Origin of the sequence: Priestia sp. 179-F W1.4 NHS, assembly GCF_045369295.1 — a bacterium.
GTDB lineage: Bacteria > Bacillota > Bacilli > Bacillales > Bacillaceae_H > Priestia > Priestia zanthoxyli.
Genome location: NZ_JBIQFF010000003.1, coordinates 422,957 through 438,409, shown reverse-complemented (window position 1 = coordinate 438,409; position 15,453 = coordinate 422,957). Strand labels below are relative to the sequence as shown.

The following is a 15,453-nucleotide window of genomic DNA, read 5'->3' as shown; positions in this document are numbered from 1 at the left end:
TTGCACACAATCAGCTTACTAAATAGCCAATTAATAACCCAATTGATAAAGTAAATCCAAAAAACGTATTGGTTTGAGCAGTTGCTTTCATCGCAATAAGCTCTCCGCGTACAAATGCTTGTACGGCTTGAATGGGCTTAGGTGCACTAAGAAACACTAAGAAAATCCAAGGGCTAATATCAAAGAACACCACTAATGCAACGGTCCAAATATACGCAATGCCGAACAAAGCAGCTAAAAATCTAATCGCATTTTTAGAACCTAATAAAATAGCTAGCGTACGTCGTCCGCCTTTTGTGTCTTCTTCTATATCACGAATGTTGTTAGACAAATTAATTGCGCCTACTAAAATCGCAATCGGAAGCGATACAAAGATGCTTTCAGACGTTACGGTATTCGTTTGAATAAAAAATGAAATCAACACGAACATCGCACCCATGCAAAGACCTGAAAACAATTCTCCAAACGGCGTATACGCAATCGGAAGCGGTCCGCCTGTATACAAATAACCAATCGCCATACCGACTAATCCAACTAAAGCAAGCCACCAGCTGCTGTTTGCACATATATATACGCCTAAAATAAGAGCAATTCCGTAAGAAATCAGTGCTAAATTTAATACCGTTTTCGGCTTCATTCCGTGTCTGACGATGGCTCCTCCGATTCCTACAGAGTCTTCTGTGTCTAACCCGCGTTTAAAATCATAGTACTCGTTAAATAAGTTCGTCGCAATTTGAATCCACAAACATGAAAAAAGCATCGCAAGGAACATCCAAACGTTCACATGGCCATAAAACATAGCTAGAACTGTTCCAATCAAAACGGGTACAAACGATGCCGTTAACGTATGAGGACGGGTTAATTGCCACAAAATTTTCCCTTTACTGTACTGCTCGACTGCAGCTTTGTTTTCTTTGTTATGACTTGTCATCATCCTCTTCCCTTCTATTACGAACCGTATCTCTATTTAAAAGTGCTGCTTTTAACATAATGAATGATAGCAAACTTACTCTAAGACAATACACGTCCGCCCAACAAAAAAATCACGGAATCCTTTAAAATATAAGTTCCATCTTATATCATAATAATTTATTGCTCTTTTTACAAGATGACCGCTTATACATTTCCGGCTTTTTTCTACAAAAATCTGCTTTGACACAGAAATTCATAGGAAAAAGATAAAAAAACTTTATGAAAAATGAGATTGAGACATAACTACATCAATGCCATCTAAAGAAGCACAAATGGGATACACGAGCTGAACAGCTTGTGACCCCGCAGCTGATTTCCGTGCAAGACGTCGCTTTCCGCGGGCGGCCGCTGAGCCTCCTCGTCGCTTACGCTCCTGCGGGGTCTCACCTGTTCCGCTTCTCCCGCAGGAGTCTTTGCCTTGCCCTCCAATCAACTGCTAGAAGGAACGAAACACATGAAAGCTACCTTCACAATAAAAAAAGCCGAACGAATTGGATTCTCAATCGAGAATCGAACTCATTCGGATCTTCCTTTAACTAACATACGTTCGTACAAGCCTCTTTTTTTATCACTACATCTTAGTAATTAAAACCATCGTCCCCGTGTCTTCTGCGAAATCTTTTATGAAAACACGAATCGCATATCGCATGATCATGATTCCAAGGAAGGTCTTTAGAACACGCACTGCACGTTCTTTTAAATTTTTTCATATCTTTTCTTAATACGTCATGTATTTTGTTTGTAAGCTCTTCTCGGACACGCTCCCAGTAAATAGCTTCCGGTCTTCTATCCATTCGATATAAAAATAAAAGATGCAGGCCAATCGCCTTATAAGACAGCTCTAATTTTCCCAGTGAACCTTCTATTATCCTTGGTTCAGGTAATTCTTCTCTGTTAACAATTGCATTCATGCTAGCCACCCACTGCTTTTTCAAAGAGCTTTCTTTTGCTGAAAACGGCAGCTGCAAGTAACCATATAAATCAACAATGGGCATTTTCGCTTCAATCAGCGTGTCTTTCACTTCCTCATAAAGCTCACGTTCTTGTGCCAGATTTGATTTTTGTGTACCTTTTGGATTTTTAAATTTAGCCCACATGTCAAAAAACGTTCCGAGGTCATGATGATATTCTTTAAATCTTCTTAGCATATCTGAAGTAGGCGCAATTGAAAATTTGCTGATTTGCTCGTCTTTTGAAAATAACAGTTCTCTCATTTGCTTGGCATCTTTAGCGAACGCAACTTCTCCAACATTATAAAGGCCCTTCCTTCCAGCACGACCTGCAATTTGCTTTAACTCTTGGGAAGTCAGCAATCTCCGCTTTTGCCCGTCAAACTTCATGTTTTCTAAAAGCACAATTCGTCTAATTGGAAGGTTTAACCCCATTCCGATCGCATCTGTAGACACAATAACATTTGTTTCTCTATTAATGAACTGCTCAATTTGTTTTCTTCTTGTTTCAGGCGGCATACTTCCATAAATCACGCTCACTTTATGACCATCTTTTTCTAGCTTAGCCGCTGTTTGGAGCACTTTTTTACGCGAGAAAACAATTAAAGCATCTGCGGGTTTCACTTGTTCAATTTTGAAATTTCGAAGATCTACTTTTAAAGGTATATCTCTTTCGTACTCATGAATTTCTGAGATCACACCGTCTAACATCTCTTCTAGCATACTTCGAATGCTTAAACTTCCGATCACATGAACTTGTTTGGCATTAGCTCGGGTGATGGCTTTATACCATGAAAACCCCCGATCTCGGTCTTGAATCATCTGTGCTTCATCAATTACCGTTACATCGCCATGTTCTAATTCGCTAAACATTTCTACGGTACCGGCCATATGCTGAGCGTCTTCAACAATCTTTTCTTCTTCACCTGTTTTTAACGAACAAGCAACTCCGTCTTTGTTCAGCTTTTCAAAAACTTCTAAAGCTAACAGGCGAAGCGGCGCTAAGTAACTACCAGAAGCAGCTTTCTTTAATGACTTTAATGCCGTATACGTTTTTCCTGTGTTTGTATCACCGAGATGAAGAATGTATTCCGTTTCTTTTCTTGGGTCCATTTCGTATTCGGCCCCAAAAATATAATTTAACTGTCGCTGTTCTTCTTCAATCAGCTTTTTCTTTTCTTCACGTTCACGTTCTTGTTGTAATCGTCTTTCTTCCAGCTGCTGTGTGTATCTCTCTTGATGTTCTTCGATCGTTAAGTTGTGATCTGAAACTTCTAGTACATCGGAAAGCTTTTCTTCTACAAACATTCTTTTATATTCATAGACCAAATCCGATAAATCACTTCTGAGTGCTTTTATAATATCCATTCGTGTTACCGAATCATTTGTATAAGATTTATACTCTTCTTTAAATGAAGCAGGAAGGTCATCCATAATCATAGTTGGAATGATTTCATAGATCTTATCGGTGATAAATACCTCGTATACATCTTCATACGTTTCAAACAAGATAATCGTTGAATATCTGTCTAATTCTGAGCTTACGTTCCCGGTGAGCTCTTGAAAAAAGTCATGAACCGTTTCATAATCATGACGTGTTAAATCACCGTTTTCTATTAATTCATCTTCAAGCTCAGTATGCGGCGCATAGTTTTCAATATACTTTGAGTTTGTTTTAATGTCTTTTGATAGCTGATGTGAAAGCTGTTCTCTTATATGTAGGTAATACAGCTCTTTGTTTACTTCCAAAATAGGAGCTGCTTCTAAATTTAACTGTAATTGATATCTGGCTTTTCGATCATTAACACTTTGCTGTCTTTCTTTCTCTTTTCTTTCTTCTTCTTTTTTGGCAAATTCAACTCTTGCTTCTCCGTATAGAGATAGCCACTCTGCTTTATTGCCCTTTCCGTACTGCTTTTCTAACCAAGAAAAAGCATCAAATTCTATACCTTTTCTCGTTTCTTTAGCAAATAACTTATCGATAGCTTGAGGTTTATATCCTTTTATCTCAAAGCCTCTTTCTGTTAAATACGATCTTCTGTTTTTCTTAGATACAGAAGAAACAACTATTTTTCTCCACGCAGTCCCCCAGGCTTTTTTAATAAAAGAGTGCCTGTCTGTTAAATACGTCTCTAAATCCGGACATTCATCTTGTTCACCTAATACGCTTTTTATATCCTGTAGCAATGTATGCTTAGTTTTTTCAATGGCCCTGCTTTGAATAGCCTCTAATTCGAGCATAAAATTCTCCTTTGGAAAGTTTTCCTACATTTATTATAGAAAAGACCCCTAAGAGAATCAAATACATTATTGTCACTTTATTTGAGGCTGATTTAGTAAGTTTTTTTGTTACTCCTCCTTGCGCAGTCAAACACTCCCTATAGAGAACCCTTATATATAAAAATGGGAAGATACTAGTACCTTCCCACTTTTACCATCTTGCTTATATTTAGTCGCGTGCTTTCACTAACAGCACTTCTTCTTCTTTTGCTTTTTTTCTTAACGCAATAAGCGTGATAAATTCATAGACAATATTAGCGGCCGCCGCTGCTGTAATTTGGCCATGATCATAAGCTGGCAGTACTTCCACTAAATCAAAACCGACAAAATCAATATTTGTTAAGCCTCGAACGAATTGAAGCGCATCGTCAATACTTGCACCTGAGACTTCAGGCGTTCCTGTTCCCGGCGCGTAAACTGGATCTAAAAAATCAATGTCAAACGATAAAAATACGGGTCCTTCCCCTACACGCTCATGAATAATGTCTAGCATTCTTTCAACGCCAAGCTTTTTATATTCATTTGTCGTATACAGAGCTAAACCTAAATTTTTTGCGTCTTCTAAATCTTCAATGCCGTACAGACCGCCTCGCATACCAATTTGAATCGAACGCGATACGTCGATTAACCCTTCTTCAATTGCTCGTCTGAATACCGTACCGTGATTGTATTTTTGTTCAAAATAACTATCCCACGTATCCGAATGAGCATCAAACTGGATAAGCGCTACCGGTCCGTGTTTTTTTGCAATCGCACGAAGTTCACCAAGGGTCATCGAATGATCACCGCCTAGTGAAATAGGAATAATTCCTTCATTCACAACCGGCGTTAACCCTTCTTCAATTTTTTTATACGTTTCTAAAATATATCCGGGAACAACTGACAAATCACCGTAGTCCACGCCTGAAATGTAGTCAAAAATATTAATCTTTTGTTCTGGGTTATACGGGCGGAGCAAAATGGAGAAATCTCGAATGGCTTCCGGTCCAAAACGTGCTCCTGTGCGAAAAGATTGACCTGAATCAAATGGAATACCTGTGACAATAAAATCCATTTCCGAATTTACTTGTTCTACATACGGAAGTCTCATAAATGTACGTGGTCCGCAAAAACGCGGAGATTCAAATGAATTTTTCGGCTGATATTTTGGCATAATTTATTCCTCCTAGTGGGTTTCATTCATTAGCGCCGCATCATTATTTTAAATACTGACGCTTTTTATTTAGATACTTTTTATTAATGCAAAATGCATGCCAATTTTTATCGCCTTATTCCGCGCAATTATGGACGATTTTTAATTCATAATAGAATCAAAACAAAAAAACTGATTCAGTATTGAATCAGCTAATTCATTTTGAATTAAAGTCTCATTATTTTATATTGTACTTTCGTAAACGTCTTACGACCGTAGGCTGGCTGATTCCTAATGTGTTTGCCATTTCATACGTTGTTTGACACTGACGATAAGCGCGAATCAGCCAGTTTTTCTCCACTTCTGCAAGTGCTTGCTGAAGCGTCATTCCCTGAGAGGTTAACGTGTCAAGAGGCTCCCATTCTTCTTTTTCACTGCTGCTATTTTTTGAATAAAACGGGAGGTCTTGAGGCGAGATGCTGTTTTCATCCGTTGTTAACACGAGGCGTTCAATTGTATTTTCAAGTTCGCGCACATTTCCGGGCCACGGATGTTCAAGAAGCAGATTTAATGCTTCTGCATGAAAAAATTTCTTCATGTTATATTTTTCATTTTGTTTATGTAACACGTGATAAAGTAGTGCCGCGATGTCTTCTTTTCGCTCGCGAAGCGGCGGAATGGTAATCGGAATAACGTGTAAACGATAAAACAAATCTTCACGAAACGTTCCTTTTTTGACCATTTCTTCAAGCGGCTGATTTGTGGCTACAATCAGCCTGAAGTTTACGTGTTTGGCTCGTTCACTTCCAATTTTGGTGACTGTTTTTTCTTGCAGCACTTTTAACAGCTTCACTTGCATATCAAGAGGAAGTTCCCCTATTTCATCTAAAAAAAGCGTGCCGTTATGAGCTAATTCAAACTTTCCTATTTTCCCTTTTGTACTGGCACCTGTAAAAGAGCCTGCTTTGTATCCAAACATTTCAGATTCGAACAAACTAGCTGGAATGGCTCCGCAGTTAATTTCAATAAACGGCTCTTCTTTTCGATCACTTCCATAGTGTAAAGCACGGGCAAAAGCCGTTTTACCAACACCCGATTCACCTAGCAACACAACCGTTGCATCGCTGTCTGCCACGCGATTAATAATCGACCATACCTTTTTCATCGATCCACTTCGTATGACCATCTCATTTGACTGTTGTTCCCGAAGCTCTTCCACTTCGAGCTGATATGTTTTCATTTTCACTTCGAGCTGCTGATAATCTTCTTTTAAGCGCTGAAGCTCTGTTAAGTCATGCGAAAAGCTAATGACTCTTTTCATACACTGATGTTCATCATACACTGGAATACCGGTTGCCATTACAACTTTTCCCGTTTCTGTTTGTTGCATCAGCTGTACTTCTTTCTTTTTCTTTAACACTTCAATCGTAACGGAAGGTGAAAATATTCCGCGTTTTTGCAATTCGTAGACGGTTCGGCCAACCATCTCTGGCACATTGTATCCATATATATCCCGGCAGTTTTGACTTGCTCGTAAAACAAGTCCTTTTTCATCGGTGATTACGATATTGTCGTGAGAAGCATGCAAAATCGCTTCAAGCTCTCTTTCCATCATCTTCATTCAGTCCTCCTTTTTATGTAATCTGATTTTTCTAACATTTATAACTTTTATTTTATCAGTAAACTCGCTTATCCAACACAAAAAGCTCCTTTAATAGGAGCTTTTTGTTTACGATAGCTGCTTCATTTTTTGTTTAAATAGGGCTACTTTTATCATAAAATAAGTGATGTTTTCAGGTAATTCTTCTTTGATTGGCTTTAACTTTTCATCGCCTACTGACGAAGCAGCTTGTAAAATTTGCTGTTCGTCTTCATCCGAAAGAAAAGGCGACCAGTCGATTTCTTTTTCTTCTTCTGCGCATTTAAACAAATGGTTTTCAATGGTAATGCGGCTCAGTTCGCGTTCTTCAACAATTTCATCTAACGATTTTCCTTGCTGAAATAGCTCATACGTCATCAAGTGAGAGCCTTCTTTTGATGACGCTCTTGCTTTTTTCGGAGCAGGCGCTGACACTTCGCGCTTTCGGTCTGGATGTTCTTCACAAAACTGTTTGATTTCCGCGGTGAATCGTTCTCCGTATCGCTCTTGTTTTTGTTCTCCCACTCCTTTTACAGTGGCAAACTGTTCAAGCGTTACCGGAAGTTTTGTACACATATCATGAAGAGTGTCGTCTGAGAAAATGACAAAAGGAGGCACGCCGGCTTCGTCTGCTAGCTGCTTTCGAACGGAGCGCAAATGGGCAAACAGCTCGTCGTCTTGGACAATTTGCTTCACTTCCATTTGTTCTTTTCTCATTACTTTCTCCGTCCCAAGAAGCACGCCTTTTCCTTTGGCTGCTACGGATAAAGTAGGAAATGACCCTTGTCCTACTAAAATAAACTGTTCGGAAATCAAATACTCAATAAAATCGCTCACTTCTTTAGCTGACCGATCGCTCATGACGCCGTACGTTTTCAGTTTATCAAAACCAAAATCAACTACTTTTTTATTTCGAGAACCCGTTAATACTTGAGCAATCATCATTTTACCGAAACGTTCGCCCATACGAATCATACAAGATAACACTTTTTGCGTATCGACCGTTACTTCTATTTCCACGCGATCATCCGTACAGTTGCTGCAGCGACCGCACTCATGCGCTTCACTTTCTCCAAAATAATGAAGAATATACGCCTGCAAACAGCCTTCTGTATGACAGTAGTTCACCATATTTTGCAGTTTTTCAAGATCTTGAATCTGCTTTTTAGGATTCGACGTTGACTGTTCAATCAAAAAGCGCTGAACGCGAATATCTTGAGGTGAATAAAGTACGATACACTCACTTGGAAGTCCGTCACGACCAGCACGTCCTGCTTCTTGATAATAGCTTTCCATATTTTTTGGAAGCTGATAGTGAAGAACAAAGCGAATATTCGATTTATCGATTCCCATTCCGAAGGCAGACGTGGCTATCATTACCTGAACATCATCTTGAAGAAAGCGGTTCTGCTCTTCATCACGGCTGCTTGCGTTCATACCAGCATGGTATTTTGATACGTTAACTCCTGATTTTTGCAATCTAGTGTGAAGTTCTTCAACATCTTTACGCGTAGCGGCATAAATGATACCTGCTTCTTGATCATTTTTACGGATATACTGATCGATATAGCTGATTCGATCCTGGCCTTTCACAACCGCAAACGATAAATTTTCACGTTCAAAACCAGTCATCACCGTATACTCTTCCTTAATATGAAGAGCCCGGCAAATATCTTCACGTACTTGAGGCGTCGCAGTAGCCGTCAGTCCCATCACAATTGGAGCATTAGACAGCTTGCTGATGAGGTCACTGATGCGCAAATAGCTCGGTCTGAAATCATGCCCCCACTGTGAAATACAGTGCGCTTCATCTACCGCTACAAGCGGGATAGGAAGCATTTGAAGCTGTTCTAAAAACTGCGGAGACTCTAGTCGTTCCGGTGCTACATAAAGTAACTTATATTCCCCCAGTGCTACTTCTTCTAAGCGCTGCTGCACCTCCGTATGCGTCAGCGAGCTGTTAATATACGTAGCCGGAATACCAGCTGCGTTCAGCGTGTCCACTTGGTCTTTCATCAAAGAAATCAACGGAGAAATAACCAGTGTCGTTCCTTCTAATAGCAACGAAGGAATCTGATAACAAAGTGACTTCCCTCCTCCTGTCGGCATAATACAAGCGGTATTGTGCCCTTCTAAAACATAACGAATCGACTCTTCCTGTCCTTTTCGAAACGAATCATAGCCAAAATAGGACTGTAAATGTGTTAAAGCTTGTTCAAATTGCAAAATTGCGTCCTCCTTTAAAATAAGTAGAAATAGTAGTTGAGGGATTCATCGGAAGAAATTAAGACGTAGGATTTTATTTTATCAAATTCTAGGGGAAGTTGCACAGAATTCGTTGATTTAAGGATATAGCAAAAATGATAAGCGAAAAGCCATCAATTTATAACTCTCTTTCCTATCACAAACAATCTTTTTATGTATGTCAGGACTCCTTTCCTAAAAATCTTTCCCCATTCCATTCTTTTTTCCTGTATACTTAAGAATAGGAAAGAGGTGCTTATCACGAGACATCCTGTAGAAACGATTTATTATTTAGAAAATCCACAGCGTAATATCTCAACATATGCTTCCACAACTCAGTTAACGGTTGAGTCTGTTGTGAAAGATGTGTTTGGTGTTGCTTGCGTAGCAGATATTAAAATTATGCTTCAATATAATAAAGAATTCCGCAAAAGTATTAGTCAATTACACAATGCGATGGACGATGATCTTACGTTAGAAATGGTTTTTCGAGTTGCTTCAAAAGAAGATTTGCTTCGATTTAAAAAACGTTTACTTGAAAGTAGTTTAGATGACGCAGAAACGTCAATAGACTGTCCATTCAGCGCAACCATTCAATTACAAGATGGTCGATATACATGGAACGAGTCTACTTCTGTTTATGAAAAACAAAAAGAACGTCTTTCATCTTAAATTTCTCTATTTTTATGTATGCAAAAAGCCTGGATCTTAGCTGTTTAAGATCTAGGCTTTTTGCAGTTTGTACTGTACCTTAAAAGGTCAAAAAAAAGATGCAGGAAAAAGGCTGGCTAAAGCCTTCTTCTGCTTATTGTCCGCCAGATTCTCCTCAAAGATAACCGCGCTGTTTCCTCTTCTCCTATGTTAGACTTTTTAACTCAATTTTATGAAATAGGTTTTATCTCTTCCAATAACGTGTATACACAAAGCAAGAGGATAAGTTACTTAAACTTCTCTTCATTACTAAACATATTCTAGAAAGTTGTCTATCATACAAGGAGGTTTTTTGAAATGGTAAATGTAAAAGTAGTTGAAAATGGCGTACAGGCAAAAGATACAATCGAACAATTTTTGCGTGAAGGATTTACAAAAGACGAAGTTTATTTACTTGCACACCATCAAGATCGCTCCGAGGATTTAACAGCTGCAACAAATACAAACAATATCGGCCTTTCTGAACAGGGTGTTTTTGATGCGATTGCGAATGTATTTCGTTCTCGAGGAGACGAGCTTCGTGCCAAAATGCGTTCATTAGGCCTATCACAGCCTGAAGCTGAACGCTATGAAGAAGAATTAGATCACGGCAAAGTAATCGTGGTTGCATCAAAAGTTGCTTAATCTAAAAGCCCTACAGCAGGGCTTTTTTATTTTTGTCTTCTGCCCTTTTTCCCCTTTCATTAAAGAAGTAATCCCTACATATGATTATGAAGATAAGAGTTACTGTGAGGAGTGATATATTTGATTATAGGAATTGAGTACACAAAGCGTGTAAAAAATGGATTAGTCGTTAAAAATATTCCTTACAAGATACACGATAAACCTTGTGATGAAGGCTGTTGTAAAAATGATAAAACGATAGGCGCCAGAGACAAATTAAGGGTTAATTGGCTGTTAAACGTTTTTATGCCCAGCAAAAATGTAACGGTATTTGATTATAAATATTGGTCAGAAGAGCTAACTTCTTTATGGAGAGAGTATCGGAGAAAAACTGTATAATACTCAAGATAAAAAATCTCCTTGATGAACAAGGAGATTTTTTTTCTATTGACTTTATCTTCTAGCACCAACCTATTTATTAAGCATTTCAACAATTTTTATACCTTTAGATGTTGGTACCATCACCATTATAAATTACTGAGTAGGATGCTTTTCCTTCCACCCATCATAATCAATTTTATATGCAACATTTCTTAGCTGTGTTTATCCTTTTCTGCTGAAGGTAATAATGAAGATGCATAAACTATATAAAGGGTGAAAAGTTATGATTAACGTCATTGAGACACTACTTGATTATATAAAGAACTCTTCTACAGATGATACGCCTCCTCGCCCACATATCGGTGAGACTATGGGATGCTGGTTGTATTTTACTGCTTTAGCGGAAGAAATACCTGCCTTAGAAACTTGTCTTAATACAACAACCAACAGTGAACTGCTTAAGCTTGCTCAAGACTCAAAAAACCTGGCTGAATCTCAGATTGATACACTAAAAAAATTAATGATTAAAGAAGGAATTCCCCTTCCTGAAATACCGGCTACCAAACCGAAATCCGACCCTAACAGTATTCCATTAGGAGCAAAAGCCACGGATTCTGAAATCGCTAACTTAATATCTATAAAAATTGCCTCTAATATCGTCATGTGCAGCACGAATATGGGACAATCTATTAGAACCGATATTGGATTAATGTGGTTGAAATTCCACACTGAAAAGGTCATATTAGGATCAAAAATAAAAATTCTAATGCAGCAAAAAGGATGGCTCAAAATTCCGCCTTATTATTATCCACCTGGAGCCCCTCATAACTCTAATTGAAGTGTTCTTAGGTAAAACAGCATAGATAATCTTACATCCAACACATTTAACGAGGTGCTTGAACATGGATTTCCCTACAATTCATACAAATTTTTGGGACGCAGTCATTGGTGTTCCTGTCGTATTAATCGTGACGCAGCTGATCAAATGGCTTTTTCATCCTAAAAAGCAATTTGTTCCGACTATCGCTTTAGCTGTCGGCGTGCTTTTTTCAGTATTTATCAGTCACCCTCATCATATTATTGCCGGATTGTTTATGGGATATTTTTATGGATACGCCGCAATTGGAAGCTATGCAGGTCTTAAAACAACGTGGAGAACGATTAGAAAAGATACGTCTCCTTATTCATCAGACTAAAAACCAGCGAAGTATTCGCTGGTTTTTTATTCTTCATTGCTTATTTCTTCTGCTCCTAGCTCTTTGGCTAAGTGAACAACCGATTGATTGATTTTCCATACGTAATAAATGTTATGCAGCAGCTGCAGATGCTGTAAGTTTCTTGATTGAACGGACGTATCAAAATAATCTAAAGATTGTTCAATCTTTTGTCTTACATCTTCAAGCGTGTATACATACGTTCCTCTTTCTCCTCGTAATGCTTTTTCAAGCTGAGTGAAGTTGCTTGCCACTTTCTCTTCCACTTCCTTTACTACGCCATGAAATTCTGCTTCCTTATAAAAAGCTTCGTTTCTAGTAGAAGATGCCACCAAATGCTTAGCGTAATAATTAATGGCGGTAAAAACGGTCAAAAATTGCTGAAGACGTGAACGGCCAACGAAACCTTTGATAATAGGATCTGAATCGACATGAAGCTGTTTTAGCTTTTTTTCTAATTCCATTCCTTTATCAGCTAAATTGGCAAATGCGTACTGCTTCGTAAAACGATGTAAATAGGTGTGAACAAATTCTTTTAAAGCCGCTACGTATTCTACTGAAGTGTCGGTTATTTTATCTCTTGTTCTTTTAGGAAACACGAGAGCAGCTACGGCTAAACCGATTCCAACTCCTACGACCGTATCTAACACGCGAGCCAGTAATAAGCTCTCTGAAATTCCGCCAAGAAGCATGTCATACATAAAGGCCAGCATCATCGTAATCCAAAAACTCATAAACGAATACGTAATGGGAAAGAAATAAAAAGCCATAAACACACAGATAAAAAGCAGCGTTACTTCAAGTATTCCAGGGGAAACGTAGCTTGCGACAACAAAGCCGACAGCTGCTCCTAAAAGCGTGCCTACGCTTCGCTGCACGGCTTTTACAAACGTACTTCCTATCGTTTCTGTACCGAGAAGCACTAAATAGCCTGCTAAGAGCGCCCAATATTGATGCGATGGAGATAAAAACGAGCCAAATACTAGCGTAGCAACAGCAGTGATGACCGCTTGAATAGACTTTTTCGTAGATGGTTTTAATCCTTTTTCTTCATCATTATCCTCTTCGTCTTCTTGTTCTTCCGCTTCTTTTTGAGGCTGTTTTTCTTGCTTCACAATTGCTTGCTGCAGCTCATACGCTTCATCAATCACGTGATTTGATATCGTTTCGATACGGCGTATTAAGTAAAGCCAGTCTTTATACCTTTCGTCTTGAGGTTCGAGTTCGCTTAATTTTTGGCGCAGCTCTTGCAAATGCTGAGCTGCATCCGTTAAGGAATGAGCAGGATTTTCATTTAATACCTCTGCTTCGCGAATCGATTCCACTAGCTTTAACAGCACCTGCTGAATATCAAAATGATTAAATGCCTTTAATTCGCTGAGCTTTCGAATCGCCGGAGAATATGTCTGCAGCAGCATCACTGTATCAAATACATAAAGGCGCATTTGCTCAGCTGTTACGCCAGGCCATATGTCGTGAGGATCTGTATTTCCAAGCTCTTCTGATGCTACACGGGCATACTCCGCTAGTTTTTTAATATTGCGGTTATACTGTTTGATTTGAGCTGGTTCAATCCTTTTCTTTTGAATTAACTCAATAATTAAATCAAGCACCAAATTTACTTGAATATGAAAGGATTTCATTGAAGACCTTAGCACGTTGGAAGGCCGGTCTTTAAAAATAACAAAATTATAGATAAATGCACAGCAGGCTCCTACTATAACGCCAGCTAACAGCCACGGCAGCTGAGAAAATGTAACGTGTAAAATAGAAGCAAAATAAAACGACATAAAGGCTACCATCGACAGGGAAAAATAGCGAATACCAAATTTCTGTAAATAAAAAGACAAAAACACCAATAGAACGAGAAAAACATTTTCTGCTTGTCCATATCGTGATAAAAACGAGCCAATTCCAAGAGAAACGGCGCTAGAAAGTGCTACTAAGACGGTTGTCACTTTTTTTGCTTTTGTTGTTTCATCATTTACAACCAATATACCCATCAGGCCGATCACGCCCGATAAAATAGCAGCGGTAATTTGAGAGCTTCCCGCTGCTTTTAATACAATCAGCATAATAACGACAGCTGTAATGACACTGATCGTAGCTTTAGAAGCTGTTTTGAACCTTTTTCGTCCAGGATCTGCAGCAACTAAGCGGCTAAACCAATATGAAAAAATAAAAACCCTCTCCTTTCGTGCTGTAAAGTTCTTTGTAGAAAGAGTAATATTATTACTTATACCCTTTTTAATTCTTTTCTATCGTATGTAAGTATGTTTTTCACTATAACATTGCAAACGGCTAAAGAGCTAAACAAATGATTAAAAACACATCTGTTTCCTGTCAGATGTGTTTTTAAAAAATAATGGTTCATTACAGTGTAAGAGAAGAAATTTCCCACCCGTTTGTTAACGGATTTCTTTTTAAAGTAAAAACCATCGTTGTCTTGTGAGCCCCTTTATTTTCGTAATAAATAAGGCAATCTACGGAGATTTTCTCTTTTGTTTTATACTTTTTTGCATGAAATAAGTCCGTTTTATAATAAATGGTGGAGATACTATGCAGCTTTGCCCATAGCTTATGCTCTTGCTTCACCCGCAAAACCGGCTGCATTAAGGCATCGTCATCTTGCTTTAATCCGGTTAAAAACATATTGACGACTTCTGCCGGCTCAGCTTTTAATGCATATTCATCAAGCTTTCCTCCTGCTTTTAATACCATTAACTGATGACCTGGATCTACATTTTGAGACTTGTGAGTCGTACTTCCTGCAAAATGAATGCAAAAATGACCGGGGAACCCATTGTCAAGCGCACCGGCTCCATGAGGCATTCCATTCATGGAAGCTGCAAGCATTTGGCCTTTAAATGGAATAAGAACAGCTCTTCGGTTCCAGCTCCATTTTCCATTATATAAGTGCTTCATTACTTTCGTATCTTGACGTGTAAGCGGCTGAACATCTGCGTGGTGTGAGCCTGCTCTTCGCTGCACATAAAAGTAAAAACCGGTTTCTACATCGATTACTTTAAATTTTTTTCCCTTTGGCAGTAAGGTTTCTACACGTTTCCACTTTAATACTTTTCCTGTGTCGCTTACCGGAAAGTACGTAAGGTTTTCTTCTGCTTTCATCTTTTGGGGATGAACAAAAAAACTAATAAGCATAAAGACTAAAATCATTAATTTTATCATTGTCTACCCTCATTACCTTGTAGTTTCTCTATGTAATATGCGAAAGTACACATACAATTATAAATAGAAATTTTTACACGCTCGTCTCATGGAAAATAATACAAAAAAGAGCTTGTGAATCCTATACATTAAACGGTT

Annotated in this window: 13 protein-coding genes; 5 read left to right on the top strand and 8 right to left on the bottom strand. The window is 38.5% G+C overall.

Annotation, left to right across the window (positions count from 1 at the left end; genetic code table 11):
* Window positions 1-10 precede the first annotated feature (10 nt).
* The 6 genes from ACH0CI_RS17450 to recQ all read right to left on the bottom strand — a co-directional run bounded on the left by ACH0CI_RS17450 (window position 11) and on the right by recQ (window position 9,199).
* A complete protein-coding gene (locus tag ACH0CI_RS17450) occupies window positions 11-931 on the bottom strand; it encodes a 1,4-dihydroxy-2-naphthoate polyprenyltransferase (RefSeq protein WP_025752322.1) in 921 nt (306 codons plus the stop codon).
* Window positions 932-1,189: 258 nt separating this feature from the next.
* Window positions 1,190-1,405: a hypothetical protein gene (locus ACH0CI_RS17445; RefSeq protein WP_034265993.1), complete on the bottom strand. Its 216-nt coding sequence runs from the start codon at window positions 1,403-1,405 to the stop codon at window positions 1,190-1,192.
* Between the two features lie 145 nt (window positions 1,406-1,550).
* A complete protein-coding gene (locus tag ACH0CI_RS17440; protein ID WP_406901960.1) occupies window positions 1,551-4,163 on the bottom strand; it encodes a helicase-related protein in 2,613 nt (870 codons plus the stop codon).
* 208 nt (window positions 4,164-4,371) lie between these two features.
* On the bottom strand, window positions 4,372-5,355 hold the full coding sequence (gene speB, locus ACH0CI_RS17435; protein ID WP_406901959.1) for an agmatinase: 984 nt from the start codon (window positions 5,353-5,355) through the stop codon (window positions 4,372-4,374).
* Between the two features lie 217 nt (window positions 5,356-5,572).
* Window positions 5,573-6,955, bottom strand: a complete 1,383-nt coding sequence (locus tag ACH0CI_RS17430) for a sigma-54 interaction domain-containing protein (RefSeq protein ID WP_406901958.1) — start codon at window positions 6,953-6,955, stop codon at window positions 5,573-5,575.
* Between the two features lie 108 nt (window positions 6,956-7,063).
* A complete protein-coding gene (gene recQ / locus ACH0CI_RS17425; RefSeq protein WP_335387761.1) occupies window positions 7,064-9,199 on the bottom strand; it encodes a DNA helicase RecQ in 2,136 nt (711 codons plus the stop codon).
* A gap of 270 nt (window positions 9,200-9,469) precedes the next feature.
* Here recQ and ACH0CI_RS17420 point away from each other — a divergent pair, with 270 nt between their 5' ends.
* The 5 genes from ACH0CI_RS17420 (at window position 9,470) to ACH0CI_RS17400 (ending at window position 12,108) form a co-directional block, all read left to right on the top strand.
* Window positions 9,470-9,889 carry a hypothetical protein gene (locus ACH0CI_RS17420; protein WP_033578925.1) on the top strand — a complete coding sequence of 140 codons (420 nt, stop codon included), beginning with the start codon at window positions 9,470-9,472 and terminating at the stop codon, window positions 9,887-9,889.
* Window positions 9,890-10,225: 336 nt separating this feature from the next.
* Window positions 10,226-10,552, top strand: a complete 327-nt coding sequence (locus ACH0CI_RS17415) for a YflT domain-containing protein (RefSeq protein WP_013056955.1) — start codon at window positions 10,226-10,228, stop codon at window positions 10,550-10,552.
* 120 nt (window positions 10,553-10,672) lie between these two features.
* Window positions 10,673-10,930, top strand: coding sequence for a hypothetical protein (locus tag ACH0CI_RS17410; protein ID WP_335387760.1), 258 nt, complete (start codon window positions 10,673-10,675; stop codon window positions 10,928-10,930).
* 265 nt (window positions 10,931-11,195) lie between these two features.
* Entirely contained in the window at window positions 11,196-11,750 is a 555-nt protein-coding gene (locus ACH0CI_RS17405; RefSeq protein ID WP_335387758.1) for a DUF3231 family protein, read from the top strand.
* A 64-nt stretch (window positions 11,751-11,814) separates the two neighbouring features.
* Entirely contained in the window at window positions 11,815-12,108 is a 294-nt protein-coding gene (locus ACH0CI_RS17400; protein ID WP_406901957.1) for a hypothetical protein, read from the top strand.
* Between the two features lie 26 nt (window positions 12,109-12,134).
* On the opposite strand, the gene ACH0CI_RS17395 is transcribed toward ACH0CI_RS17400, so the two are convergent.
* Together ACH0CI_RS17395 and ACH0CI_RS17390 are read right to left on the bottom strand one after the other, a co-directional pair.
* Window positions 12,135-14,201 carry an FUSC family protein gene (locus tag ACH0CI_RS17395; protein ID WP_406901956.1) on the bottom strand — a complete coding sequence of 689 codons (2,067 nt, stop codon included), beginning with the start codon at window positions 14,199-14,201 and terminating at the stop codon, window positions 12,135-12,137.
* Between the two features lie 298 nt (window positions 14,202-14,499).
* Window positions 14,500-15,315, bottom strand: a complete 816-nt coding sequence (locus ACH0CI_RS17390; RefSeq protein WP_034265927.1) for a hypothetical protein — start codon at window positions 15,313-15,315, stop codon at window positions 14,500-14,502.
* Window positions 15,316-15,453: the final 138 nt, after the last annotated feature.